This window comes from Roseateles sp. GW821-FHT02E12 (genome assembly GCF_059421665.1).
In genome coordinates, this window is sequence record NZ_JBWKVK010000004.1 from 637,026 (window position 1) to 658,105 (window position 21,080).

Consider the following 21,080-nt stretch of genomic DNA (forward strand, 5'->3'; position numbering starts at 1 on the left):
AGAATCATCACTCGTCAGGAGAGCGCCCCGTTGATTTTGGGGGCCGCCGAAGGCGCAGGGCCCATCGCTCGAACGCTCAGGCAAAAGGACTGACAAAACGCCACCGGTGGCAGACACTGGGGCGTTCCTCACTGGAGAGAGGCCAGCCCTTGAGCTGGTCCACCGAAGGGGCAAGCTTGCGCGGGACTGCCAACCGCCTTGTCAATCTCTCAGGTACCCCGGACAGCGAGGACATCCAAACCCGAATTCCGTCGGAGCTCTTGATGTCCTCTTTGCTGCAAACGCCTCTTCACGCCCTTCACGTCGAACTCGGCGCCAAGATGGTTCCTTTCGCCGGCTACGACATGCCGGTGCAGTACCCCGCCGGCGTGATGGCCGAGCACAAGCACACGCGTGCGGCCGCCGGCCTGTTTGACGTGTCGCACATGGGCCAGGTGCGCCTCGTCGGCGCTGACGCCGCTGCGGCTTTGGAAACGCTGGTGCCGGTCGATATCGTCGACCTGGGCGTGTTCAAGCAACGCTACGCCCTGTTCACGAACGAGCAAGGCGGTCTGCTGGACGACCTGATGGTCTGCAAGCGGCCCGACGACCTGTTCGTAGTAGTGAACGCCGGCTGCAAGGAGCAGGACATCGCGCACATGCAAAAGCACATCGGTGCACGCTGCGAAGTCATCCCCGTGCCCGAGCGCGCGCTGCTGGCCCTGCAAGGCCCGCAGGCGGTGGACGTGCTGTCTCGCCTGAACCCCGAGGTCGCCAAGCTGACCTTCATGACGGGCGGCTTCTTCAGCCTCGACGGCATCGACACCTTCCTGACCCGCTCAGGCTACACCGGCGAGGATGGCTACGAGATCTCCGTCCACCAGGACGACGCCGTGGCGCTCGCCCGCAAGCTGCTGGCGCATGCCGAGGTCAAGCCCATCGGCCTGGGCGCGCGCGACTCGCTGCGCCTGGAAGCGGGCCTGTGCCTGTACGGCCACGACATCGACGAGACGACGACGCCCGTCGCAGCCTCCATCACCTGGGCCATCCAGAAGGTTCGCCGCGCCGGTGGCGCGCGTGCCGGTGGCTATCCCGGCGCGACCGTCATCGATGACCAGCTCGCCAACGGCGCGGCCCGCAAGCGTGTCGGCCTGGTCGGCAAGGAGCGCATGCCCGTGCGCGAGGGCGCCAAGATCGTGGCTGCCGATGGCACGGAGATCGGCGTCGTCACCAGCGGCACGCTGGGCCCCACGGTCAACCAGCCGGTGGCGCTGGCCTACCTCGACAAGGCACACACCGCCGTCGGCACCGAAGTCTTCGCCGTCGTGCGCGACAAGCGCACGCCCATGGTTGTTTCTTCCACCCCTTTCACCCCCAACCGCTACTACCGCGGCTAATCCACGGAGCCTTTGACGATGAGCATCAAGTACACCCCCGATCACGAATGGCTTGAAGTCCACGGCGACGGCACGGCCACGGTCGGCATCACCGTGCACGCGCAGGACGCGCTGGGCGACGTCGTCTTCGTGGACCTGCCCGAAGTGGGCAAGACCTTCGCCGAGAAAGACATCGCCGGCGTCGTCGAATCCGTCAAGGCCGCGGCCGACGTCTACATGCCCGTGGACGGCGAGATCACCGAGGTCAATGAAGCGCTGCGCGACGACCCGGCGCTCGCCAACACCGACCCGCTCAAGGCTGGCTGGTTCTTCAAGGTCAAGCTGAGCAACCCTGCCCAGCTCGACGCGCTGATGGACTCCACCGCCTACGACGCCCTGCTCAAGACTCTGTAAATCCGAAGTAAGACCTGCCATGCCGACGCCGCTTTCCCATCTCGAAGACGCCTCCGAATTCCACGCCCGCCACATCGGGCCGGATGCCGTCGATGAATCCCTGATGTGCGCGGCGATCGGCGTGGCCAGCCGCACCGCGCTGATCGACGCGGTCGTGCCCGCGTCCATCCGCCGTGCCGAGGGCATGAAGCTGCCCGCCCCCATCACCGAAGCCGGCGCGCTGGCCGAGTTGAAGGCGATTGCTGGCAAGAACAAGGTCTACAAGAGCTTCATCGGCCAGGGCTACTACGGCGTGCACACGCCGGGCGTCATCCTGCGCAACATCCTCGAGAACCCCGCCTGGTACACGGCCTACACGCCCTACCAGGCCGAGATCTCGCAAGGCCGCATGGAAGCCATCATCAACTTCCAGACGATGGTGACCGACCTGACCGGCATGGACATCGCCAATGGCTCGATGCTGGACGAAGCGACTTCGGCTGCCGAGGCTGTCACGCTGGCCAAGCGCGGTGTGAAGAGCAAGAGCAACACGCTCATCGTCGCCGGCGACGTGCACCCCCAGACCATCGAAGTGATCCAGACGCGCTGCGCGCCGCTGGGCATCGAGGTCAAGGTCGGCATGGCGCCCACGCTGATGGCCGAGAACGACTACTTCGCGGTCGTCTGCCAATACCCCAGCACGGCCGGCCTCATCCACGACTTGAAGGCCTTTGCCGACCAGGCGCACGCCAAGCAGGCTGCCTTCATCGTCTGCACGGACCTGCTCGCGCTGACGTTGCTGGTCTCGCCTGGCGAGTTCGGTGCTGACATCGTGGCTGGCAACAGCCAGCGCTTCGGCATGCCCATGGGCGCCGGCGGCCCGCACGCCGCCTTCCTGGCCTGCAAGGACGAGTTCAAGCGCTCCATGCCTGGCCGCTTGGTCGGCGTGTCCAAGGACGCGCAAGGCCACCCCGCTATGCGCCTGGCGCTGCAGACCCGCGAGCAGCACATCCGCCGCGAGAAGGCCACCTCCAACATCTGCACGGCGCAGGTGCTGCCGGCCGTCGTGGCCAGCATGTACGCCGTCTATCACGGCCCGCAAGGCCTGAAGCGCATCGCCGAGCGCGTGGCCAGCTACACGGCCATCCTGCATGCCGGCCTGACGCGCATGGGCGTCAAGGTCATCACGCCGCATGTGTTCGACACGCTGCTGGTGGAGTGCGATGCCGCTGCCGTCACGGCCAAGGCTGTTGCCAATCAAGCCAACCTGCGCAAGCACAGCGACAAGCACGTCAGCATCGCGCTGGACGAGACGACGTCGCGTGCCGACGTCGAAGCGATCTGGAGCTGGCTGGCCCCCGCGGGTGCAACGCTGCCGACGGTCGCTGAATTCGCCGCCGGCGTCGAGAGCCTGATCCCGACGCACCTGCGCCGCAGCAGCGCCTACCTGACACACCCGGTCTTCAACACCCACCACAGCGAAACCGAGATGCTGCGCTACATCCGCAGCCTGTCCGACAAGGACCTGGCGCTGGACCGCAGCATGATCCCGCTGGGCTCCTGCACGATGAAGCTCAACGCCACGGCCGAGATGATCCCCATCACCTGGCCAGAGTTCGCGAACATTCACCCCTTCGCGCCGCAGGAGCAGCTGGCCGGCTACACCGAGCTGGATCAACTGCTGCAGAACTGGCTCAGCGAGTGCACCGGCTACGCCGGCATCAGCCTGCAGCCCAACGCCGGTTCGCAGGGCGAGTACGCCGGCCTGCTGGCCATCAAGGCTTGGCACGAGTCGCGCGGCGATGCCAAGCGTACCGTCTGCCTGATTCCTGAAAGCGCCCACGGCACCAACCCGGCGTCCGCGCAGATGGTGGGCATGCAGGTCGTCGTCACCAAGTGCGACAAGGAAGGCAACATCGACCTGGCCGACCTGCAGGCCAAGTGCGAGCAGCACGCCGACAAGCTGGCCGCGATCATGATCACCTACCCCTCCACGTACGGCGTGTTCGACACGCACGTGAAGGAAATCTGCCAGGTGGTGAAGGCCCACGGCGGCCGCGTCTACGTGGACGGCGCCAACATGAACGCGCTGGTGGGCATCGCGGCACCCGGCCAGTTCGGCGGTGACGTGAGCCACCTGAACCTGCACAAGACCTTCTGCATCCCGCACGGCGGCGGCGGCCCTGGTGTCGGCCCGGTCTGCGTGGTGGAAGACCTCGTGCCCTTCCTGCCGGCGCACCGCACGGCCGGCCTGGGCAAGGAGACCAACATTGGCGCTGTGTCTGCTGCACCGCTCGGCAACGCCGCCGTGCTGCCCATCTCGTGGATGTACATCCGCATGATGGGCGCCGAGGGCCTGAAGAAGGCCACCGAGGTCGCCATCCTGTCCGCCAACTACGTCGCGGCCCGCCTGTCGGACCACTACGACATCCACTTCTCCGGCGGTATCGACGGCGTCAAGGGCGGCGGCGTGGCCCACGAGTGCATCCTGGACCTGCGCCCGTTGAAGGACTCGTCCGGCGTCAGCGCCGAGGACGTCGCCAAGCGCCTCATCGACTACGGCTTCCACGCGCCGACCCTGAGCTTCCCGGTCGCCGGCACGCTGATGGTCGAGCCGACCGAGAGCGAAAGCCGCGCCGAGCTGGACCGCTTCATCGACGCGATGATCCAGATCCGCCAGGAGATCGCCGACGTCGAGTCCGGCAAGCTGAGCCGCGAGGACAACCCGCTGGTCAACGCGCCGCACACGTCCATGGTCGTCAGCGCGACGGACTGGACCCACGCCTACAGCCGCGAAGCCGCCGCCTTCCCGCTGCCCTCGCTGCGCCGCCAGAAGTACTGGTCGCCGGTGGGCCGTGTGGACAACGTCTGGGGCGACCGCAACCTGTTCTGCAGTTGCGTGCCGCTTTCGGAATACGAAGAAGCCTGAAGCTCAAGCCATGCGCATCCGCTGGTATCGGAAAGCAGGCCCGCAAATCACCGCGGGCTTCGTGATCCTGATGCTGGTGGTTCTCGCATGGGCTCGCTGGGTGCCAACGCTTGCTGAGCGTTGCGCAACCGGTTGTGAAGCACAAGGCATGAAGGGGCAGCTCGTGCCCAAGTACACCGTCACTCAGACTGCGGGCACAGGTGGCCGCAGTCCCGAAGAGTGCAAATGCGTTTGAGTCTGCGAGGTCACTGAGCCATGGCTGTTTCTGTCTTCGACCTCTTCAAGATCGGCATCGGCCCGAGCAGTTCGCACACGGTCGGGCCGATGCGTGCAGCACGCCTGTTCGGCCTGCGGCTGCAGCACGATGGCCTGCTCGACAAGGTGGCCCGCGTGCAGGTCATCCTGTACGGCTCGCTGGGTGCCACAGGCAAAGGCCACGGCAGCGACAAGGCGGTGTTGCTGGGCCTGGCCGGGCACGAGCCCGACTCGGTCGACATTGAAGCCATCCCTGGCCTGCTGGAGACCATCCGCGCCGGCGACCTGCGAGTGATTGGCCAGCATGCCATCGCGTTCAACGAGGCTACGGACCTCGTCTTCAAGCGCCGCGAGACCCTGCCCTTCCACGCCAACGGCATGCGCTGCATCGCCTTCGACGCGGACGACACGGAGATCGCCAACCGCGTCTATTACTCGGTTGGCGGCGGCTTCGTCGTCAGCGACGAGGTGGCGCACGACGGCAGCAAGCAGAAGGTCATCGCGCCCGACGCGACGGTGCTGCCCTTCCCGTTCAAGAGCGGCGACGACCTGCTGAGCATGACCAAGCTGCACCGCATCAGCATCGCCGAGCTGATGCGCCGCAACGAGCGGCACTGGCGCGAGGACGACGCCACGCGTGCCGGCCTCTTGCGCATCTGGCAGGTCATGCAGGACTGCGTCAAGCGCGGCTGCAAGACCGAGGGCATCCTGCCCGGTGGCTTCAAGGTCAAGCGGCGCGCGGCGCAGCTGCATGCCGACCTGACCGCCAACCCCGAGCAAGCCCTGCGCGACCCGCTCATCGTGATGGACTGGGTCAACCTGTATGCCCTGGCCGTCAACGAAGAGAACGCGGCCGGTGGCCGCGTCGTCACGGCGCCCACCAACGGCGCCGCGGGCATCATCCCCGCGGTGCTGCACTACTACACGCGCTTCCATCACAACGCGAGCGACGATGGTGTCGTCGACTTCCTGCTGACCGCCGCGGCCATCGGCATCCTCTACAAGGAAAACGCCTCTATCAGCGGTGCCGAAGTGGGCTGCCAGGGCGAGGTCGGCGTGGCCTGTTCGATGGCGGCCGGAGCCCTTTGCGCCGTCATGGGCGGCACACCGGAGCAGGTCGAGAACGCGGCCGAGATCGGCATGGAGCACCACCTGGGCCTGACCTGCGACCCCGTGGGCGGCCTGGTGCAGATCCCCTGCATCGAGCGCAACGCCATCGCGTCGGTCAAGGCCATCAACGCGGCGCGCATGGCGCTGCGCGGCGACGGCACCCACTTCGTCAGCCTCGACAAGGTCATCAAGACCATGCGCGACACCGGCGCCGACATGATGACCAAGTACAAGGAAACGGCCCGCGGCGGGCTGGCGGTGAACATCGTCGAGTGCTGAAGACGGGCCGAAGCCTTCAGCGCGGCGGCAGATCCTGAGGCAGCCAGCGCTTGTAGATCGCCCGGAAGCTGCCGTCGCGCTTCATCGCATCGACCTCGCGCTGCCAGGCCTTCACGACACGTTTGGGCGTACCCGGCGAGAACGCGATGTAGCCGTCGCTGGCGGCAAAGGTGTAAACCTCCTCCAGCAAGGCCGGGTCGACGCCGGCCGCCGCCAGCGCACCGCCCATGCTGATGCGCTCGGACGCGAACAGCGACGCGCGTCCGGCCAGCAGCATGCGCAGGCCTTGCGTCGGGTCAGAGACGTAGCGCAGGTTGTGGAAACCCTCTGACGTGAGCTGTTGGGCCGTGTACCAGTCCCGCACGACCAGCACGTCGGCGGACTGGCGCGCATCCTCCAAGCGCTTGAGCCGCTCGGCACCCGCGCGAGCGTAGAAGCTGCTGTAGAAGGTCACGATGGGCCCCACCCATTGAAACAGCTTCTCGCGCTCGGGAATGCGCGCCGCCGAGAACAGCGCCACGGGCTGGCGGCCCTGCGCGTCGCGATAGGCACGTGCCCAGGGCTGGAACTCGATGTCCAGCGTCTGCCCCAGCCGCTTCAGAACCGCCTGCACCACCTCCACAGCCAGGCCGCTCGGGCGGCCCGCCTCGGTGAAGTTGATGGGCGGGAACTCCTCGCTCAGCAGCCGCAGCACCGCTGCGTCCCCCGCCGACGCGGCGGACGCCGGCGCGCGCGCGGCCGCCAGGGAGTCCACCGTCCATGCGAGCCCCAACAGCCCCAGCCGGCGTCTTTGCACTGTGTTCTCCAGTGTGAGGCCCGATGATAGGTGGCCCCTTCACCGCCGTCAGGGCGAGGGCCTCCCGGAAGATCCGTACTGCCCATGTGCCTCGCCGCCTTCGCCCTCAACGCTCATCCACGCTTCCCTCTCGTCATCGCCGCCAACCGCGATGAATTCTTCGCCCGTGAGGCCGCGCCCATGTCCTGGTGGCGCACAGGCGAGGTCGAGGTGCTTGCTGGCCGCGACCTCAGCGCCGGCGGCACCTGGTTTGGCATCACGCGTACGGGCCGCCTCGCGCTGCTGACCAACGTGCGCGAGCCCGGCCGCCAGGTCGCTGCCGCGCCCTCGCGCGGCGCCCTGGTCGTCGACTGGCTGAGCAGCGCAGGCGACGCCACCGGCTTCTTGCAGCAGCTGGATGGCCCGGCCTACAACGGCTTCAACCTCGTCGTGGCCGATGCGGCGCGCGGCGACTGGCACTGGTTCAGCAACCGTGCGCCCGGCCCGCAGCAGCTGGCGCCGGGCGTGCACGCGGTGTCCAACGCGGCGCTGGACACGCCCTGGCCCAAGACGGTCGGGCTCAAGGGAGAACTTGCCCTCGCACTGGATGGCGCCACGTCCGCGACGACGCTCGCGGCGCGACTGTTCGAGGCGCTCGTGGATGCCGCACCGGCACCTGACGATGCCCTGCCCGACACCGGTGTGGGCCTGGCGCGCGAGCGGCTGCTGTCGCCCCGGTTCGTTTGCCTGCCCGACCCGGCGGGCAACGGCGAGGCCCTGTATGGCACCCGTTGCTCGACGGTCTTGGTCACCGAGATCCTGTCGGACGGCCGGCATCAAACCACCGTCCAGGAGCGCAGCGTGGACGCCCGCGGCCGCTGGGCCGAGCCCGTGACGTACGTCCTGCCCGGCTGGTTCTAGAACTCGGCTCAGGCAGGCCGGATGCCAAATGCATCACAGCGCGTTTGGGGGGGCGGCGCAGATACTTCAGCGGCCGCCTCACTTCTGACCATGCTGAAGAAGATATCGACCTCCGATGTGACGCTTGGGATGTATCTGCAGACGTTGGACGGCCCCTGGCTCTCCCATCCGTTCTGGAAGTCCAAGTTCGTCTTGAACGACACGGCCGACCTCGCGATGCTCAAGGGCAGCAGCGTGCCCTCGGTCTGGATCGACGTCAGCAAGGGCTGCGACGTGGGCGCGCTGGTGCCGGCCTCGGCCCCCGATCTAGCCGCGCCCGTCGTGGCGCTGGCCGAGGTGCCGGCACTGCCCAAGCGGGTGCTCCCGCCAGCCCAACCGCGCGAAAGTCTTGAATCCGAGATCGAACGCGCCACGCAGGCACTGAACCGTTCCAAGCAGGCCGTCATGGCCTTGTTCGGCGAGGCGCGCCTGGGCAAGTCGGTCAACACCGACCGCTGCTATCCGGTCGTGGAAGAAGTCGCCTGCTCGCTGGCGCGCAACCCCTCGGCCTTCGTGAGCCTGGCCCGCCTCAAGAGCCGCGACGACTACACCTACATGCATTCGGTGGCCGTCTGCGCGCTGATGATCGGTCTCTCGCGCCAGCTCGGCCTGTCCGAGGACGAGACACGTGGCGCGGGCCTGGCCGGGTTGCTGCACGACATCGGCAAGATGCAGATGCCGCTGGACGTGCTGAACAAGCCCGGCTCGCTGACCGACGACGAATTCCTGGTCATGAAGACCCACCCCGAACACGGCTTCGACCTGCTCAAGGAAAGCGACAAGGTGCCGCCGCATGCGCTGGACGTGGCACTGCACCACCACGAGAAGTTCGACGGTTCCGGCTACCCCCATCGGCTCGCCGGCGAGCAGATCAGCCTCATGGCCCGCATGGGCGCCGTCTGCGATGTCTACGACGCGATCACCTCCGCCCGCCCCTACCGCAGCGCCTGGGACCCAGCCGGCTCGCTGCAGCGCATGGCGCAGTGGAAGGGGCATTTCGACCCGACCGTCTTCCAGGCCTTCTTGAAGAGCATCGGCATCTACCCCACGGGCACGCTGGTGCGCCTGCAGTCCGGCCGCCTGGCCGTCGTCGTCGAGCAAAGCGCAGCGTCGCTCGTGAAGCCGCGCGTCAAGGTCTTCTATTCGACCAAATCGGGCATGCCCATCCCCGTGCAGATGCTGGACTTGGCCAACCCGTCCGAGAAGGACGCCATCGTGGGCCGCGAGCCGCCCGAGAACTGGGGCTTCACCCATCTCGACGAGCTGTGGAACCCGCTGGCCAAGGGCTGAATCCGCGCTCGTTTTCGTTTCAAGTGCCTGGCGGCGCCGGGACACAATCCGCTCGACGTGTCCGCCGCCATCGCCCTCCCCCGCCGCTCACCGCCTGACCCACGCCAGCTGCAGCGCTGCCTGCTGCTGGCGGTGTTGCTCCACCTCTGGCTGGTGCTGATGTTCGGCAACGCCACCGGCACGGCCGCGCCTGGGCAAGGCGTGTGGGGCAGCCTGACCGTGAAGCTGCTGGGCCGCAGCGGCGGCAACCCCGCTGCGCCACCCGGCGAGCCGGCCAAGGAATGGCGCGACAACGGCGCGCCCGGCAGCGGCGCCCAACCGCGCCAGGGCGGCCAGGTTCGCCCGGCTGATTCGGCGCCGCCCGCCGCCGATCCCGGCTCCGCCGAACTGGGCCGCTGGAACCCGCGCGAGGTGCCACCCGAGGCGGCGCGCACCGAAGACGTCTCTGCGGCCCCACCCAGCACGGCGACGCTCGACCTGCCCGAAGGTTTCAAACCCATCGAACGCGAGAACCTCCGGACGCCGCCGCGCAGCACGCCTGCACCGACGCCGGCCGTCGAGCTCCCGGCCCCGGTGGGCCGCCTGGAGGCTCGACCCGACGCTGCCGTCTCGGCCCTGCCGTCGCCCACCAGCCTGCGCACGCCGACCCGCCCTACCGAACTACCAGTGCTGCCCACCGAGCTCCCGTCCGCCGTCAGCCGCCTGGACGCGGCTCCAACGCCGGCCCGCGCCGCCACCCTGCCCCGCCCTGCCGAGCTGCGTGCTGCCCCTGCGCCGGCGGCCGTGCCCGCGCCCAGCGCCGAGCTGCCCGCCCCGGTGCGGCGCCTCGAAGCACCCGCCGAGACGGGCGTTTCCCAGGCCCTGCCACGCCCGGCCGATTTGCGCGCGGCACCCAGCGCCGTCAGCCAGCCCGCGCCCACCAGCACGCCGCTGCCGTCTGCCGTGCAGCGACTGGAAGCCGCCACGGCCACCAGCGCCGCCGTCACGCCGCTGAGCCGTGCCAGCGAACTGCGCACGCCCGCCACCACCGCAGCAAGCCCGTTGCCGAGTGGCCAGGACCTGCCCGCCCCCGTGCGCCGGTTGGAGTCAGCGGACAGCGCCGGTGGCGTAGCGCCTTTGCAGCAGGCGGCCAACCCGCGTGCGGCGCTGGCCACGCCAGGTGCGTCGGCTTTGCCCGAGCTGTCCAACGCGCTGCCCGGCCAGGTGAGCGCACCGACGGCCGCGGCCGGCCCCGCTGGCCCAGTTAGCCCTGCAAAGGGCGACCCCACCGCCGACCCGTTCGCCGCGCCCAAGGCCTCTGCCGGCTCTCCCGACGCCGGTTCACGCCTGGGCCCCGACCTGGCCATGCCGCCCTCCGCCGCCGCCAGCGCGCCGCGAGCACCGCTGAATCTGTCGCTGCCGCGCGGCGACATCGCCGCCCGCCGCAGCCCCGGCCTGGTGGACATGCTGCCCCAGCCGCCCGAGCGCAAATCCAAGCTCGAGCAGTCCATCGACGACGCGGCCAACAAGGACTGCCGCAAGGCCTACGCCAACGCCGGCATCCTGGCCGCCCTGCCGCTGGCCATCGACGCGGCGCGTGGCAAGGGCTGCAAGTGGTGAGTCGGCTCAGGTCGGTTCGATGAGCCCTTCAACCAAGGCCTGCACCTCCGCGAAGATTTCCTCAGCCAGTGCAGCTGGCACACCCCAGCAGTCAAAGATGCCGCCATCGGCCTGGTTCTGGCCGCAAGTCACAAAGACCCCGGTGCCAAAGCGCTGCTTGAGGCGCGTGGCGAGCCAGCCGACGAAGCCACTGTTGTCGGCACCGGCCGGGAAGTGAAAGCGGAAGACGCCGAAAAGCTCCTCGCCGGCGTCTTCGCTCGGCACCAGCTGGCTCCAGACCGCGTCGTCGCGCACCAAGGCCAGCGCGTCACCGCGCACGGCTGCGGGGAAGCGATCCAGCGGGAACTCCTGGAAGGCCCAGGTGCCGGGCTGGATGCGCAAACGGGCCTGAGTGATGACGCGGCGCAGGCGGCGCTCGGCCTGGTCGACCGTTTCGTGGGAAATGTCGACCACGCCCTCAGAACCCGCTGAGCACCAGCTTGCCGCGCATGCGGCCGCTCTCGACCAGCTCATGCGCCCGGCGCAGGTTGGCCGCGTTGATGGGGCTCAGCTGCTCGCTGACCGTGCTGCGCAGCCGGCCCTCGTCCACCAAGGCCGCAACGCGCGCCAGCAGCCGGCCTTGCTCGGCGATGTCCGCGGTGCCGAACATCGGCCGCGTGAACATCATTTCCCAGTGCAGTGACAGCGCCTTGCGCTTGAGCGTCATCACGTCGATGGGGGCGGACAGGTCGTCGATGAGGCCGAGGCGGCCCTGGGGTGCCGCGGCGTCGATCAGGTCGGCCCAGTGCTGCTCGGTGTGGGTCAGGCTGGCGATGAACTCGACCTCCGCTACACCTGCCGCGACGAGCTGAGGCCGCAGCGGCTGGCTGTGGTCGATGACGGCATGGGCGCCGAGATCCTTCACCCAGGCTTGGGTCTCGGGCCGGCTGGCCGTGCCGATGACGCGCAGCTGGGTCAGCTGGCGGGCCAGTTGCACGAGGATGGAGCCCACACCGCCGGCCGCGCCGGTGACGAGCAGGCTCTGGCCCGCGCCGCCGCCCTCGGCCACACCCAGGCGGTCGAACAGCAGCTCCCAGGCCGTGATCGCCGTCAACGGCAGGGCGGCGGCTTCAGCGTCCGAGAGGCTTTGCGGTGCGCGTGCAGCAATGCGGTGATCGACGAGTTGCAGCTCGGCGTTGGAGCCGGGCCGGTTGATCGCGCCGGCGTAGTAAACGCGGTCGCCGACGGCGAAGCCGGCCACTTCCGCCCCCAGGGCTTCGACGGTGCCGACGGCATCCCAGCCCAGCACCTCGGGCTGGCCGGGCTGAGGCGCGCGGTTGCTGCGCACCTTGGTGTCCACCGGGTTCACGGACACGGCGGCCACACGCACGAGCAGGTCGCGCGGCTGCGGCACAGGCGCGGGCAGCGTCAGGTCAACAAGGGATTCGGGGTGGCTGATGGGCAGGGATTGCAGATAACCGACGGCTTTCATGGGGCGTCCTTTGAAGAGGCAAAACAACGATGACCGTCATGGTGCCGCCCGGCATTGAATGCAGAAAGCCTAGGATCGGCGAATCAGTTTCATCAACAGTGTGAAGATGGATCGCTTTTCCCCGCTGCAACTCTTCATCGCCGCCGCCGAGGCCGGCAGCTTCTCGGCCGCGGCACGGCGCCTGGACCTTGGCCCCGTGCAGGCCAGCGCCACCATCGCGCGGCTGGAGCGTGAGCTGGGTGTGCGCCTGTTCGAGCGCTCCACGCGCCGGCTGCGCCTGACCGAGGCCGGCGAACAATGGTTGCCTCATGCGCGCCAGCTGGTGGCCACCTGGGAAGACGGCCAGGCCGCGCTGCGCGATGTGGCCGGCGCAGACCAGCCGCTGAGCGGCCGACTGCGCGTCAGCCTGCCCAGCGACCTGGGCCGCCAGCATCTGTGGCGCTGGATCGAGGACTTCTGCGCCGGCGAGAGCAGCCCCGGCCTGCAACTGGAACTGCGCCTCAGCGACCGTCTGGCCGACCTCGTGCAGGAACCGGTGGACTTTGCCGTGCGCTACGGCGAGCCGCCGGACTCCAGCCTCGTCGCGCTACCGCTGGCGCCGGCCAACCGCCGCGTGCTGTGCGCCAGCCCGGCCTACATCGCCCGCCGTGGGCAGCCGCAGACACCAGCCGATTTGCGTGGCCACGATTGCCTGCGCTTCGTGCTCGGCGACAGCCTGCACGGCCGCTGGCGTTTCACGTCAGCCCAGGGCGAGACGAGTGCAGTAGAGGTCAGCGGCAGCCGCATCGCCGACGACGGCGGCCTGGTGCGGGAATGGGCGCTGGCCGGTCTGGGCATCGCCTACAAGAGCCGGCTGGACGTGGCCGCCGACCTGGCCGCAGGGCGACTGGTGGCGCTGCTGCCGGGCTCGCTCGGCGAGCCGGCGCCCCTGCACTGGATGGCGCTGGGGAGGCATCGCCTCACACCCCCGCTACGGCGCCTCGCAGAAAGCATCAGGGCCCACTGTGGGGCCCTGGATGCAAGCGAAGAGCGGCGCTGAGGCCGCGAAGCTCAAGCGCGGCGGCGATGGATAGCGCCGAGGCCCAGCAGGGCAAGGCCGGTCAGGGCCAGGCTGGCCGGCTCGGGCAGGCGATTGGGGGAAAGCACGGTGAAGTTCAACGGACCGCTGGAGAAGCCGCAGCCGTAGTTTTGAACGGTGGAATTCAAGCACTGCGAGTTGGTGGCGATGAAGCCCGAACCCGCGGCAACTGCCGTGTAGTCGATGATGAACAGGGACGGGTTCATGTCCCATGCCACACCAGCGCCCAGCGTGCCGATGACGATGTTCGTCAGGCTCAGCGCAGGCGATCCGTCGGCAGTGAAACCGCCGCCGCCGGAACCACCAGCATCCACCTCGCCGGCTGCACCGCCCTGGACGATCACTTCGACCTGGAAGGTCTGGCCAATGATCAGGTTGTTCAGGTCGACGCCACCAACGCCTTGCATGACAAGGACGGGAGCTGCTTGGGCAGCCCAAGCAGAGGCGGCGAGAGCGACGGTGGCAAAGGCGGTACGGAAGTTCATCTTGTTCTCCAGGCTATTCAACAGCTTCAAGCAAGCTTCGGGCCAGTGATGGTTTCTCCTATGAAGCGCGTCCTCTTTGTAACAAGCGCTGTAAAGCGGCCCGACACTGAAATCGGGATTAATCACCTTGATCAGATTTGACGGGCAAGCACGGGAATGGCCAGGCGAACGCGTCGAACGGTCGTACGCCGTGCTCGTTGCGCCAAGCCTCCTGCCAGGCCTGCGGTGGGTGGGCAGCCCCTGGTGCAAGGCCACGCACCACACAACCTGCGCTCGCCCCGCAAGCCCCGATCTCGGCAAGCTGAGGGGGCTCCAGCACGCCACCGATGCCTACCACGGGCGCCGGTGACATCGCCGCCCACCAGGCGAGGTTGTGCAGACCTTGCGCCCGCCAAGGCATGGCCTTGGTCAGCGTCGGCCAGACGGGGCCGCAGGCGATGTAGTCAGGCGACCAGGCCACGGCACGGGCCAGTTCCCACAAGCTGTGCGAGCTCAGGCCCAGCCGCAGCCCGCGCGCACGGGCCGCGGCGAGGTCGAGGCGATCGGGGGCGGAAAGAGCCAGCAGGTCCTCCTGGCCGAGATGGACGAAATCGACACCCGAGGCCAGCGCCTCGCGCCAGTGGTCGTTGACGATCAGGGTGGCGCCCGGCCGGCGTGCAGCGTAGATCTCGACGCGCAGGCGCATCTGCCAGGCCGCTTCGCCCTCATCCACCCCGCGCTTGACACGCAGTTGGACGGTTTGCAGGCCGGCGTCGAAAAGGCGGGCAGCGTGGGCGCCGCTGTCGGTGATGGCGTAGACACCCTCCACGGCGGGTGATCCACGATGGGGTGTCGGCCAGATGGCTGACGGCGCCTCGTCGTCGAACAGCGCCGGCAGCAGGCTGGCATCGCCGATGAATCCGGGCTGAGGCCGCACGGGCCCCGCGCCGGCACCGGGCGGCTGCACGTCGGCGCGCAGGCCCGAGGTCGTCAGCATCTTTGCGATGACGGCCGCATCGGCTGCGACAAAGCCGCGGACCAGCGCCGCGGCCATGGCGGTCGCGAAAGTGCAGCCGGTGCCATGGTTGTTGCCGGCGGCGCGGCGCGGCAGCGCCAGCCAGCCGCTTGCATGCTCGGCTGCCAGCCAATCCAGTGCGAGTGGGCCGTCTGCATCGCCGCCCGTGATGCAGACGGCGCGGGCACCCAACGCTAGCAGCGCGCGAGCCTGTGATGGCACGCTAGCCTCGCCCACCAGGCGCGCAGCCTCGCGTTGGTTGGGCGTAACGACGCTGGCGCGCGGCAGCAGTTCCTCGCGATAGGCGCGCAGCAAAGCCTCGTCGGCAAAGCTGGCACCCGTGGAGGCGCGCAACACGGGATCGACGACGAGTGCGACGGGCGCACGCTCGCGCAGGCGGTCGACCCAGCGCACGACGACGCGCAACTGCTCGACGCCGCCGAGCAGGCCCGTCTTGATCGCTGCGGGTGGCAGGTCGTCGGCAAGGGCAGCGAGCTGGGCATCGAGCTGCTCGGGCGGCACCGGGTAGATGGCCTCGACGGCGATGCTGTTCTGTGCCGTTAGCGCGGCTGCGACCGGGCAGAGATGCACACCGGCCGCATCAGCGGCGCGCTGGTCCGCCGAGAGACCCGCACCGCCGCCGCTGTCCAGCCCGGCGATGCTCCAGACGATGGGGGGCTTGCTCATGGAATCAGGAAGGGCCGGCCGGCCACGGGCGTGCTGGCCACGGCCATGTCCTGCTTGGCCATCACGCCTGCTTCGAAGCCCAGCCGCCCGGCCGCGATGGCCTGGCCGAACGCGGTAGCCATGCGAATGGGGTCGCCGGCCTGGGCGACGGCGGAGTTCAGCAACACACCGTCATAGCCCAGCTCCATGGCCTGCGCCGCGTGCGACGGCGCGCCGATGCCGGCGTCCACGATCAGCGGCACATCGGGCAACCGCTCGCGCAGCGTACGCAGCGCAAATGGGTTGAGCAGGCCCTGGCCGGAGCCGATGGGCGCGCCCCAGGGCATCAGCACTTCGCAGCCGGCGTCCAGCAGGCGGCGGCAGGTGATGAGGTCGTCGGTGCAGTACGGGAAGACCTGGAAGCCGTCTTTGACGAGCTGCGCCGCGGCCGTGACCAGCTCCCACGGGTCGGGCTGCAGCGTGTACTCGTCGCCGACGACTTCAAGCTTGATCCAGGCGGTGTCGTAGAGCTCGCGGGCCATGTGGGCCAGCGTGATGGCCTCCTGCGCGGTGCGGCAGCCAGCAGTGTTGGGGAGCAGATGGCCACTGGTTTCGCGCAGCGTCTCGCGGATGGCGGCGACGAAGCCGTTGTCGCCCGCAGCGGCCAGCGTGCGCTTGAGGCCCACGGTCAGCACCTGGGCGCCACTGGCGAGCACAGCTTGGCGCAGCACTTCGGGAGACGGATAGCCGGCGGTGCCAAGCAGGAATCGGCTCGTCAGTTGGCGCCCGTAAAAAGTGAAGTTCATGGGTGTCATCCCCCTGTGATGGGTTGGATCAAGGTCAGCTCGTCGCCGGGTTGGATCAGCGTGGCTTCACGCCGGGAGCGCGGCACGAAAGCACCGTTGAGTGCCGTGGCAACGGAGTCGGGCGCCCTGCCCTGCTCGGCCAGCAGCACAGTGACGTTGAGGTCTTCGCGCCAGGGCTGGCGTTGGTGATTGAGGGTGAACTCAGACATGCTGAAGGGCTTTTTCGGCCAGCGCCGGCGCCAGCAGCCAGCCGTGGCGGAACAGGCCGTTGATGCGCAGCAAGCCCGGCTCGTGATCGATGCGCGGGCGGTGATCCGGCAGGGCCGGGCGCAGGTTGGTGTCCATGTGCACGATGCGCGCTTCGGCCAATGCCGGCAGCACGCTGTGGGCACCCGCCATCAGCTCGACGGCGCTGCGCAGGCTGACAGGCGAGCGGTCCTCGCTCTCGACCTCCGACGCGCCAACGACGATGACATCGCCCGGCCGAGGCACGAGGTAGACGCGGTGGCGTGGGTGCAGCAGCCGCACCGGCCGATGCAGCACGACGCCGGGCGCGTGCAGCCACAGGATCTCGCCACGCACACCACGCAGGGTGGGCATGTCGGGCTTGGCGCCGAGGCCGCGTGTGTCGATGACGAGGTCGGCATCCAGGCGGTGGCCGTCGTCGAGTTCGAGCACCTTGGGTCGAACAGCGATGGCGCGGCGGCCCCAGAGCCATTCGACGCCGGGCGCCTGCTGGGCAAATGCCAACAGCAATTCGCGCGGCAGCAACTGGCCTTCGCCGGGCAGCCACCAGGCCTTGAGGTCGGGCGCGAGCGCGGGCTCCAGCGCCTGCAGCACTGCGCGGTTCAGTGGCTCGGGGCCATCGTCCAGCCGGGCCAGCACGCGCTGTGCGGCACCCACGTCGCTGCCGTGCGCCAGCAGCAGGCTGCCCTGCGTCTTCACGAGGCTGGGCTGATCCAAGGCATCGGCAATCGCGGGCCACAGTTGCAGCGACCGCCAGCCCAGCGCCACGACGTCGGGTTCGGCATGCTCCTGCTCGGCGAGCGGGCTCAGCATGCCGGCCGCCGAGAAGCCGGCAGCGCCGGGCTCGCCAGCCCCCTGCGCGGGGTCGACCACGGCGACGCGATGCCCGGCCCGCGCCAGCTGCCAGGCCAGCAGCCGGCCCATGACGCCGGCGCCTGCAATGGCGACGTGCAACATCAGGCTTTGGCGATGGGGATGTAGAGCTCACCGCCTTGGGCACGGAACTCGGCCGACTTCTTCGCCATGCCGTCGGCCACCACCTCCGATGCTTCGAGGCCCTTCGCCGCCGCGTACTCGCGCACGTCCTGCGTGATCTTCATCGAGCAGAACTTCGGCCCGCACATGGAGCAGAAGTGCGCCTCCTTGGACGAGTCCTTGGGCAGCGTCTCGTCGTGATAGTCGCGGGCCGTGTCGGGGTCCAGGCCGAGCGCGAACTGGTCGTTCCAGCGGAACTCGAAGCGGGCCTTGCTCATCGCGTCGTCGCGGGCGCGGGCGCCCGGGTGGCCCTTGGCAATGTCGGCCGCGTGGGCCGCAATCTTGTAGGCGATGAGCCCTTGCTTCACGTCATCGCGGTCGGGCAGGCCCAGGTGCTCCTTGGGTGTCACGTAGCAGAGCATGGCCGTTCCCATCCAGCCGATCATGGCCGCGCCGATGGCGCTGGCGATGTGGTCGTAGCCCGGTGCGATGTCGATGGTCAGCGGGCCCAGCGTGTAGAACGGCGCCTCGTGGCAATGCTTCAACTGCTCGGCCATGTTGGCCTGGATGAGATGCATGGGCACGTGGCCCGGGCCTTCGATCATGGTCTGCACGTCGTGCTTCCAGGCCACCTGCGTCAGTTCGCCCAGCGTGCGCAGCTCGGCGAACTGGGCCTCGTCGTTGGCGTCGGCGCCGCTGCCGGGGCGCAGGCCGTCGCCCAGCGAGAAGGTCACGTCGTAGGCCTTCATGATTTCGCAGATCTCTTCGAAGTGCGTGTACAGGAAGTTCTCGCGGTGATGCGTGATGCACCACTTGGCCAGGATGGAGCCGCCGCGCGACACGATGCCCGTGCGGCGCTTGGTCGTCAGGTGGATGAACGGCAAGCGTAGGCCGGCGTGGATGGTGAAGTAGTCGACGCCCTGCTCCGCCTGCTCGATCAGCGTGTCGCGGAACACGGCCCAACTCAGGTCCTCGGCGATGCCGCCGACCTTTTCGAGTGCCTGGTAGATGGGCACGGTGCCGATGGGCACGGGCGAATTGCGAACGATCCAGTCACGCGTGGTGTGGATGTTGCGGCCGGTGGAGAGGTCCATCACCGTGTCTGCGCCCCAGCGGATGGACCAGACGAGTTTCTCGACTTCTTCCTCGATGCTGGACGTGACGGCCGAGTTGCCGATGTTGGCGTTGACCTTCACCAGGAAGTTGCGGCCGATGATGGTCGGCTCCAGCTCCGTGTGGTTGATGTTGGCGGGAATGACCGCGCGGCCGCGAGCCACCTCCTGGCGGACGAACTCGGGCGTGATGATGTCGGGAATGGCTGCCCCGAGCGAGTCGCCGCGCAGGCGCTGTTCGCGCTCAGCGTCGCCCAGGTACTCGCGCATCCACTCGCGCTTGCCGTTCTCGCGCAGGGCCACGAACTCCATCTCCGGCGTGACGATGCCGCGGCGGGCGTAGTGCAGCTGGCTCACGTTGCCGCCGGGCAAGGCGCGGCGCGGCGGGCGCTGCAGCGCGGCGGCTTCGGCGCGCAGTTGGGCGATGCGTTCGTTGTCCTCTTTGCCGCCGTCGTCCAGCGCCACGCGTTGGCGGCCCGTGTAGGCCTCGGTGTCGCCGCGGTCGGCCACCCAGGACGCACGCACGGCAGGGAGGCCCTGGCGCACGTCGATGTGGGCGGTGGGGTCGGTGTAGGGGCCGGAGGTGTCGTGCACGACGACGGTCTCGCCGTTCGTCAGCGCGATCTCTCGCATGGGCACGCGGAGGTCGGGCCGGCTGCCGGTGACGTAGGCCTTGGTCGACGCGGGAAAGGGTTCGCGCGTCAGCGACAGGCGTTCATCGAGCGAGAGGATGGGTTCGGGGGCATTCACGGCGGTCTCCTGGAGCGAGGGGTCGGTTGCTCCGTGGCCGCCTGTGAGGTGCGTGCGAGCCACCGTGGGGTGGCATCGCCTGCACGCCGCGAGGCATGCGCTCTCCTTACGCCGGTACTAGCCGGTTCAAGTTCACGGGTTCGGTCGACATTGACCGTCTCAGCGTCTAGGTCTGGCATCAGCCAGACCCGAGCACCCCGGAGCGGTCGCGATTGTGCGGGTCAACGCGAACGCTTGGCAAGCCAGATGGCGAAGGCAAGCAAGCCTGTCGCGATGACGAAGCTCAAGTGCAGGCCGCCCGCGGCGAAAACGGCGGCCATGGCCGAGGCACCGGTGATGAGGCCGAGGTTGCGCGACAGTGTCAGCAGGCCGGAGATCACGCCGCGCTGATCGGCCGCGACATCGGCCATGACGGCCGTGTTGTTGGCGGCCTGGAAGAGCGCGTAGCCCGGCGTGACGATGACGAGTGGCCCGACGTAGGCGATGGCCCCGAGCGACGCGGGCAACAGCGCGATCAGCCCGCAGCCGACGGCCATGGCGGCAAGGCCCAGCTGCGTCATGCGCCGCGTGCCGAAACGGTCCACCAGCCGCCCGGCCGGCACGCCGCTCAGCGCCGACGCGATGGGGCCGATGGACATCAGCGCGCCGACCGCTGCCGCACCCAGGCCAAGTGCGCCGCTCAGGTGGAAGGGACCGACCACCAGTGTGGCCATCATGACGGCCGACACCAGGCAGTTCATCGCCAACGCCGCGCCAAGGATCGGATCGCGCAGGCGATCCAGCCGCACGAGTGGCGACGCGGCGCGGGCTTCGGCGCGCAGGAAGAGCATCAGGCCGATGGCGGCAATGGCGAGCAGACCCAGGTGGCGCGTCATCGCAAGGGCATAGGCCGCCAAGGTCACGGCGAGCCACAGCGTACCGGGCAGGTCAAAGGCGGCCGTGCTTCCCTGCTCCTGGTCTGCCGGCAACCGCCACCAGGCCAGTGCGAAGGCCATCAGGCCCAGCGGCAGATTGACGGCAAACACGGCCTGCCACCCCAGCGTACCGATCAGCACGCCGCCCAACGACGGCCCCAACGCCGTGCCTACCGCCGACATCGTGCCCAGCAGCCCCATCGCGCTGCCGGTGCGTGCCTTTGGCAAGGCCGCGCCCACCATGGCCATCGTCAGCGCCATCATGGCCGCCGCGCCAACGCCCTGCAGCGCACGGGCGGCGATCAGCAGCGGCAGCGTGGGCGCCAGCGCACCGAGCGCCGACGCCGCCGTGAACAGCGCGATGCCGGCCAGCAGCAGGCGGCGCTTGCCGATCAGGTCGCCCAGCCGGCCGGCGCCAACGATGAGCGTCGTGATCGCCAGCAGATAGGCCAGCACGACCCACTGCACCTCGGCGAAGCTGGCATTGAAGGCGGCGGCCAGTGTCGGCAACGCGATGTTGGCGCTGCTGATGGCCAGGGACGGCAGCAGCGTGCACAAGGCCAGGCTGGCGAGCACGCCGGCAACGGGCGCGGCGGAGGGCGAGGCAAGGGTCGTGGTGGTCATGCCTCAACCTTAGG

Annotated in this window: 19 protein-coding genes and 3 riboswitches; of the genes, 9 read left to right on the forward strand and 10 right to left on the reverse strand. The window is 68.9% G+C overall.

Annotated elements, in window-relative coordinates; translation table 11 throughout:
• Nucleotides 1-5: 5 nt before the first annotated feature.
• Nucleotides 6-102, forward strand: a riboswitch (glycine riboswitch).
• A gap of 19 nt (nucleotides 103-121) precedes the next feature.
• A riboswitch (glycine riboswitch) is annotated at nucleotides 122-236 on the forward strand.
• A gap of 27 nt (nucleotides 237-263) precedes the next feature.
• From gcvT to AC07V5_RS25695, 5 genes are read left to right on the forward strand one after another with little or no spacing between them, the layout of a single operon-like run.
• Nucleotides 264-1,376, forward strand: coding sequence for a glycine cleavage system aminomethyltransferase GcvT (gcvT, locus tag AC07V5_RS25675; protein WP_495118463.1), 1,113 nt, complete (start codon nucleotides 264-266; stop codon nucleotides 1,374-1,376).
• Nucleotides 1,377-1,394: 18 nt separating this feature from the next.
• Complete coding sequence (gene gcvH, locus AC07V5_RS25680) at nucleotides 1,395-1,769, forward strand: glycine cleavage system protein GcvH (protein ID WP_495118464.1); 375 nt, start codon at nucleotides 1,395-1,397, stop codon at nucleotides 1,767-1,769.
• Between the two features lie 19 nt (nucleotides 1,770-1,788).
• Nucleotides 1,789-4,677 carry an aminomethyl-transferring glycine dehydrogenase gene (gcvP, locus tag AC07V5_RS25685; protein ID WP_495118465.1) on the forward strand — a complete coding sequence of 963 codons (2,889 nt, stop codon included), beginning with the start codon at nucleotides 1,789-1,791 and terminating at the stop codon, nucleotides 4,675-4,677.
• Between the two features lie 10 nt (nucleotides 4,678-4,687).
• Complete coding sequence (locus tag AC07V5_RS25690) at nucleotides 4,688-4,912, forward strand: hypothetical protein (RefSeq protein WP_495118466.1); 225 nt, start codon at nucleotides 4,688-4,690, stop codon at nucleotides 4,910-4,912.
• Nucleotides 4,913-4,932: 20 nt separating this feature from the next.
• Nucleotides 4,933-6,321: an L-serine ammonia-lyase gene (locus AC07V5_RS25695; RefSeq protein WP_495118467.1), complete on the forward strand. Its 1,389-nt coding sequence runs from the start codon at nucleotides 4,933-4,935 to the stop codon at nucleotides 6,319-6,321.
• A 16-nt stretch (nucleotides 6,322-6,337) separates the two neighbouring features.
• Here the strand turns inward: AC07V5_RS25695 and AC07V5_RS25700 are convergent, their stop codons facing one another.
• Complete coding sequence (locus tag AC07V5_RS25700) at nucleotides 6,338-7,117, reverse strand: substrate-binding periplasmic protein (protein ID WP_495118468.1); 780 nt, start codon at nucleotides 7,115-7,117, stop codon at nucleotides 6,338-6,340.
• An 84-nt stretch (nucleotides 7,118-7,201) separates the two neighbouring features.
• Between AC07V5_RS25700 and AC07V5_RS25705 the strand changes: the two genes are divergently transcribed.
• The 3 genes from AC07V5_RS25705 to AC07V5_RS25715 all read left to right on the forward strand — a co-directional run bounded on the left by AC07V5_RS25705 (nucleotide 7,202) and on the right by AC07V5_RS25715 (nucleotide 10,945).
• Nucleotides 7,202-8,017, forward strand: coding sequence for an NRDE family protein (locus AC07V5_RS25705; protein ID WP_495118469.1), 816 nt, complete (start codon nucleotides 7,202-7,204; stop codon nucleotides 8,015-8,017).
• Between the two features lie 90 nt (nucleotides 8,018-8,107).
• Nucleotides 8,108-9,346 (forward strand): HD-GYP domain-containing protein, encoded by a 1,239-nt coding sequence (locus tag AC07V5_RS25710; RefSeq protein WP_495118470.1) that lies wholly within the window; start codon nucleotides 8,108-8,110, stop codon nucleotides 9,344-9,346.
• A 57-nt stretch (nucleotides 9,347-9,403) separates the two neighbouring features.
• The gene (locus tag AC07V5_RS25715; protein ID WP_495118471.1) at nucleotides 9,404-10,945 is read left to right on the forward strand and encodes a hypothetical protein; all 1,542 of its coding nucleotides are present in this window, start codon (nucleotides 9,404-9,406) and stop codon (nucleotides 10,943-10,945) included.
• 6 nt (nucleotides 10,946-10,951) lie between these two features.
• Here AC07V5_RS25715 and AC07V5_RS25720 read toward each other — a convergent pair whose 3' ends face one another.
• Complete coding sequence (locus tag AC07V5_RS25720; protein WP_495118472.1) at nucleotides 10,952-11,398, reverse strand: DUF6196 family protein; 447 nt, start codon at nucleotides 11,396-11,398, stop codon at nucleotides 10,952-10,954.
• A 4-nt stretch (nucleotides 11,399-11,402) separates the two neighbouring features.
• Nucleotides 11,403-12,416: a zinc-binding alcohol dehydrogenase family protein gene (locus AC07V5_RS25725; protein ID WP_495118473.1), complete on the reverse strand. Its 1,014-nt coding sequence runs from the start codon at nucleotides 12,414-12,416 to the stop codon at nucleotides 11,403-11,405.
• Between the two features lie 106 nt (nucleotides 12,417-12,522).
• Here AC07V5_RS25725 and AC07V5_RS25730 point away from each other — a divergent pair, with 106 nt between their 5' ends.
• The gene (locus AC07V5_RS25730) at nucleotides 12,523-13,455 is read left to right on the forward strand and encodes a LysR family transcriptional regulator (protein WP_495118474.1); all 933 of its coding nucleotides are present in this window, start codon (nucleotides 12,523-12,525) and stop codon (nucleotides 13,453-13,455) included.
• 11 nt (nucleotides 13,456-13,466) lie between these two features.
• On the opposite strand, the gene AC07V5_RS25735 is transcribed toward AC07V5_RS25730, so the two are convergent.
• From AC07V5_RS25735 to AC07V5_RS25765, 7 genes are all read right to left on the reverse strand, one after another.
• Nucleotides 13,467-14,105, reverse strand: coding sequence for a PEP-CTERM sorting domain-containing protein (locus tag AC07V5_RS25735; RefSeq protein WP_495118475.1), 639 nt, complete (start codon nucleotides 14,103-14,105; stop codon nucleotides 13,467-13,469).
• Nucleotides 14,098-15,660, reverse strand: coding sequence for a PfkB family carbohydrate kinase (locus tag AC07V5_RS25740; RefSeq protein WP_495118476.1), 1,563 nt, complete (start codon nucleotides 15,658-15,660; stop codon nucleotides 14,098-14,100). Before AC07V5_RS25740 ends, AC07V5_RS25735 begins: the two co-directional genes overlap by 8 nt.
• Nucleotides 15,657-16,445 carry a thiazole synthase gene (locus tag AC07V5_RS25745; RefSeq protein WP_495118477.1) on the reverse strand — a complete coding sequence of 263 codons (789 nt, stop codon included), beginning with the start codon at nucleotides 16,443-16,445 and terminating at the stop codon, nucleotides 15,657-15,659. Before AC07V5_RS25745 ends, AC07V5_RS25740 begins: the two co-directional genes overlap by 4 nt.
• A 5-nt stretch (nucleotides 16,446-16,450) precedes the next feature.
• Nucleotides 16,451-16,654 carry a sulfur carrier protein ThiS gene (thiS, locus tag AC07V5_RS25750; RefSeq protein WP_495118478.1) on the reverse strand — a complete coding sequence of 68 codons (204 nt, stop codon included), beginning with the start codon at nucleotides 16,652-16,654 and terminating at the stop codon, nucleotides 16,451-16,453.
• Nucleotides 16,647-17,648 (reverse strand): FAD-dependent oxidoreductase, encoded by a 1,002-nt coding sequence (locus tag AC07V5_RS25755; protein ID WP_495118479.1) that lies wholly within the window; start codon nucleotides 17,646-17,648, stop codon nucleotides 16,647-16,649. Before AC07V5_RS25755 ends, thiS begins: the two co-directional genes overlap by 8 nt.
• A complete protein-coding gene (thiC, locus tag AC07V5_RS25760; protein WP_495118480.1) occupies nucleotides 17,648-19,528 on the reverse strand; it encodes a phosphomethylpyrimidine synthase ThiC in 1,881 nt (626 codons plus the stop codon). Before thiC ends, AC07V5_RS25755 begins: the two co-directional genes overlap by 1 nt.
• A gap of 86 nt (nucleotides 19,529-19,614) precedes the next feature.
• Nucleotides 19,615-19,738: riboswitch (TPP riboswitch) on the reverse strand.
• Between the two features lie 11 nt (nucleotides 19,739-19,749).
• Nucleotides 19,750-21,066, reverse strand: coding sequence for an MFS transporter (locus tag AC07V5_RS25765; RefSeq protein ID WP_495118481.1), 1,317 nt, complete (start codon nucleotides 21,064-21,066; stop codon nucleotides 19,750-19,752).
• Nucleotides 21,067-21,080: the final 14 nt, after the last annotated feature.

What these genes read in the sequence shown, in the direction of transcription:
- AC07V5_RS25705 (WP_495118469.1), top strand. Translation starts at nt 7,202, where the DNA reads ATGTGCCTCGCCGCCTTCGCCCTCAACGCTCATCCACGCTTCCCTCTC.
- AC07V5_RS25765 (WP_495118481.1), bottom strand. Translation starts at nt 21,066, where the DNA reads ATGACCACCACGACCCTTGCCTCGCCCTCCGCCGCGCCCGTTGCCGGC.
- AC07V5_RS25690 (WP_495118466.1), top strand. Translation starts at nt 4,688, where the DNA reads ATGCGCATCCGCTGGTATCGGAAAGCAGGCCCGCAAATCACCGCGGGC.
- AC07V5_RS25740 (WP_495118476.1), bottom strand. Translation starts at nt 15,660, where the DNA reads ATGAGCAAGCCCCCCATCGTCTGGAGCATCGCCGGGCTGGACAGCGGC.
- gcvH (WP_495118464.1), top strand. Translation starts at nt 1,395, where the DNA reads ATGAGCATCAAGTACACCCCCGATCACGAATGGCTTGAAGTCCACGGC.
- AC07V5_RS25755 (WP_495118479.1), bottom strand. Translation starts at nt 17,648, where the DNA reads ATGTTGCACGTCGCCATTGCAGGCGCCGGCGTCATGGGCCGGCTGCTG.
- AC07V5_RS25725 (WP_495118473.1), bottom strand. Translation starts at nt 12,416, where the DNA reads ATGAAAGCCGTCGGTTATCTGCAATCCCTGCCCATCAGCCACCCCGAA.
- gcvT (WP_495118463.1), top strand. Translation starts at nt 264, where the DNA reads ATGTCCTCTTTGCTGCAAACGCCTCTTCACGCCCTTCACGTCGAACTC.
- AC07V5_RS25745 (WP_495118477.1), bottom strand. Translation starts at nt 16,445, where the DNA reads ATGAACTTCACTTTTTACGGGCGCCAACTGACGAGCCGATTCCTGCTT.
- AC07V5_RS25710 (WP_495118470.1), top strand. Translation starts at nt 8,108, where the DNA reads ATGCTGAAGAAGATATCGACCTCCGATGTGACGCTTGGGATGTATCTG.
- AC07V5_RS25730 (WP_495118474.1), top strand. Translation starts at nt 12,523, where the DNA reads ATGGATCGCTTTTCCCCGCTGCAACTCTTCATCGCCGCCGCCGAGGCC.
- gcvP (WP_495118465.1), top strand. Translation starts at nt 1,789, where the DNA reads ATGCCGACGCCGCTTTCCCATCTCGAAGACGCCTCCGAATTCCACGCC.
- AC07V5_RS25695 (WP_495118467.1), top strand. Translation starts at nt 4,933, where the DNA reads ATGGCTGTTTCTGTCTTCGACCTCTTCAAGATCGGCATCGGCCCGAGC.
- thiS (WP_495118478.1), bottom strand. Translation starts at nt 16,654, where the DNA reads ATGTCTGAGTTCACCCTCAATCACCAACGCCAGCCCTGGCGCGAAGAC.